This is a genomic window from Allosphingosinicella sp. (assembly GCF_036387215.1).
Lineage (GTDB): Bacteria > Pseudomonadota > Alphaproteobacteria > Sphingomonadales > Sphingomonadaceae > Allosphingosinicella.
This window is the reverse complement of record NZ_DASVUE010000427.1, coordinates 1-2,642: the sequence shown is the minus strand read 5'-3', so window position 1 is coordinate 2,642 and position 2,642 is coordinate 1. Positions and strand designations below refer to the sequence as shown.

At 67.0% G+C, this 2,642-nt stretch carries 3 protein-coding genes; all 3 read right to left on the bottom strand.

Annotation, left to right across the window (positions count from 1 at the left end):
* On the bottom strand, nucleotides 1-748 hold a 748-nt coding region (locus VF662_RS16245; RefSeq protein ID WP_464142995.1), incomplete at its 3' end, for a glycosyltransferase family 32 protein.
* A gap of 38 nt (nucleotides 749-786) precedes the next feature.
* Nucleotides 787-1,704, bottom strand: a complete 918-nt coding sequence (locus VF662_RS16240) for a hypothetical protein (protein ID WP_464142994.1) — start codon at nucleotides 1,702-1,704, stop codon at nucleotides 787-789.
* A 32-nt stretch (nucleotides 1,705-1,736) separates the two neighbouring features.
* On the bottom strand, nucleotides 1,737-2,447 hold the full coding sequence (locus VF662_RS16235; protein ID WP_464142993.1) for a hypothetical protein: 711 nt from the start codon (nucleotides 2,445-2,447) through the stop codon (nucleotides 1,737-1,739).
* Between the last annotated feature and the right edge of the window lie 195 nt (nucleotides 2,448-2,642).

The window sequence follows — 2,642 nt, the reverse complement described above, 5'->3', positions numbered from 1 at the left end:
GATCGACGTAGATCCTCCGCTGCTCCCACAATTCGGCATAGGCGTTCCCGTTGTTCATGCCGAAGTCGGTGAGGCCCGGAGACGCCATGCGCTTCCGCTTGATGGCCATGAGGCTGTCCCCGAGGGTGAGGCAGTGAACGCCCTCCGAATCCGGCAGGTCCAGATCGGGGACATGCCGCCGGATGCTGTCGCGGTCGATCTGGAGCGCCGTTCCGGTGACGAGATCCTCCGCTCCGCAGGCCATCGCCAGCGCTTTCCCGAACAATGCCGGGCCCGTCGGGCACAGGGAGGTCGGGCCGTAATAGCCCCGCTTCACATTGTCGCAGACCAGCTCGATCGCCCGCTCGAGCGCCTTATGGCGCGGAGGCGAAGAGATCAGGCCGACGCTGGTATCCCAGGGCGAAGACCACAGGAAGTCCCGGAACACCACGGCCCGCTTCTCTTCGACCGGTATCGAGGCGGTGAAGAAATAGGAGAGATCGGCATAGATCCCGCCATGCTCGTAGAGGATGCAGTAGCGGGCGAGATCGGCCTTGTAGGCATAGGGCCGCAATGCGTTGAACGCATCCAGCACGTATGGGGGAAACCGGTCTTCCAGAAGCTCCAGGACATCCTGAAGCGAGAACAATTTGTGCGGAAGCCCGGGATGCCATTGCCTGAAGCTCTCGATGTTCTGGCGGATAAGGGGCGGGATGTAGATCCCGCGGGCTTCGTTGGCCGGGTTTATGAGAATGCTTGCGAGCAGCATGGATGTCTCGGGATACGCCTCGTGGGTGCCGTGCAAGTTCAGTTCAGCGGCAGCTGAGGTATTCTGCCTTGCTCGCGGTGGCGCGTATCCCAATCGAGCAGCCGCTCAAAATTGCCCTTTTCCATGGCGGCCGTGAGCGGCCGGGACTCGCCGCCGAGCACCGTCGAAATCAGGATCTTCGGCGACGCCAGGAAGTCGCCGTTGCTCAATTCGCGCTCCGAGGAGCCGCGGTGCGGCAACCTGATGTCCATGAGGATGACCGCGCCGGCGGTGACGTTGACGGTGGTGACCTCGGAAGGGTCCTCGGGCTCGCTCTTCCGGTCCGAATCCAGATCGACGGCCTTGATGTGCGCGCCCGGCACGATCCGGAGGCTTTGCCCCGACTGCAGATAGAGCAGCACCTTGTACACGCCCCCGCCGTCGGCGCCCCAGCAGATGCGGGAGTTCAGATGGTGCCGGTATTTGCCCCTGAGCAGATCGACATGCCATTCCTGCGAGCGGTTGACGGTGATGTCGCTGAGCCCGATCGACTGCATGAAGGCGGAACCGGTGGCCTTCTTCAGGACGTCGAGGACGCCCGGCTGGGTCGAGAGCATCGCGTGCAGATGCTCGAGAGCGGGATAGCGGTGGAATCCGGCGAGGTGGCCTGCGCTGGGATTGGGCCTGGTGTTCCGCAGCAGGCTGGAATTCTCAAGCACGCATCTTCGGGCCTGCTCGACGGCGGTTTCGGCGAACAGCCCGTTCAGGACCGCATAACCGTCCCTCAGCAGCCCCTCCGCGATCTCGCCGGTCTCCGCCCCGCTCGAAGCCTCCGGCGATCCGGGGCGAATGTCACGGACAGATGCCGCCGCAGGCTCGAACCTCCTATCGCGATGCGGCACCAGTTGCGGCACGTCCAGCTCCCACCCTTGCTCCGGCCACTTCTGGTCGAAACGGCGGCGCTTGGCTAGTAGCAACGGCCGCGCGCCGGCCGGGGGCAGCGGCCCCGTCAGAGTAGATTCCGACGCGGTCTCCGCATGTGCTCCGCCCGCCAGCCGCCGAACAGCGCCACCTTCGGATCGTGCGGCGCCTTCCCGGGGTCCGCCCTGCTCCACCCCGTCACGAGGTGAAGCGGCGGCACGCCCGGCATCGGCATCTCCTCGAGGATGCTCCGGTCCCGCTCCGGCGCCCGCTGCATCGCCAGCCGGAGCGCCGAATGTTCGGCCTCCCGCGCCTTTTCGGCCGTCCACATCGCGCGCAGCCGCTCGGTATAGGTCTCCCACGGCTCGCCGCGGCGCTTGCGGCGGTGGGGCAGCTCCCATCCCATCCGCACGCCTTTCTGGTGCAGGTGGAGGAGCTGCAGCGCCTGCTGGGGCGTCATCGGCGGGATCGGCGGCGGATCGTTGTGCCGCCAGGCATCGTCCTCGTGGCTTTCGGGCGCCGCGGCCATGAAGGCGGCCGCTTCGAGGCCGGTATAGCCCATCTCGAGCGCGAGCCGCATCTCGCGCGCGAACGCGGGGTTCTGCTCGCGCCGCCGGTAGAAAGCCCTGGCCGAAGCCCCCGCCGCGGCCGCCGACAAGCGGACGTTGGCAGTGGCCGAGAGCGCCGACAGGAACACCTGCTCCGCCGCCTTGGTGAGCTTGTTCGGATGCGCCGGCCGGACCTGCAGCTTCCCCGACCGAGTCCGGACCACCACCGGCTCCCCGCCCTTGGTCCTCAACCCCCGCTCATCCTGAATGGCTGCGGCGCGACCTCCCCCAGAGGGCGCTTCGGATCCGCAGCCATCGGCTGAGCCTGTCGAAGCCGCGTCTCGAAGGACCTCACCCTCAGGCCCCCTTCTCCCCCCTGCATCGTGAAACCGCGCATGCGCCGCCGCCAGCGCCGCGTCCCACCTTTGCGCGAAGCCGGGATGGAC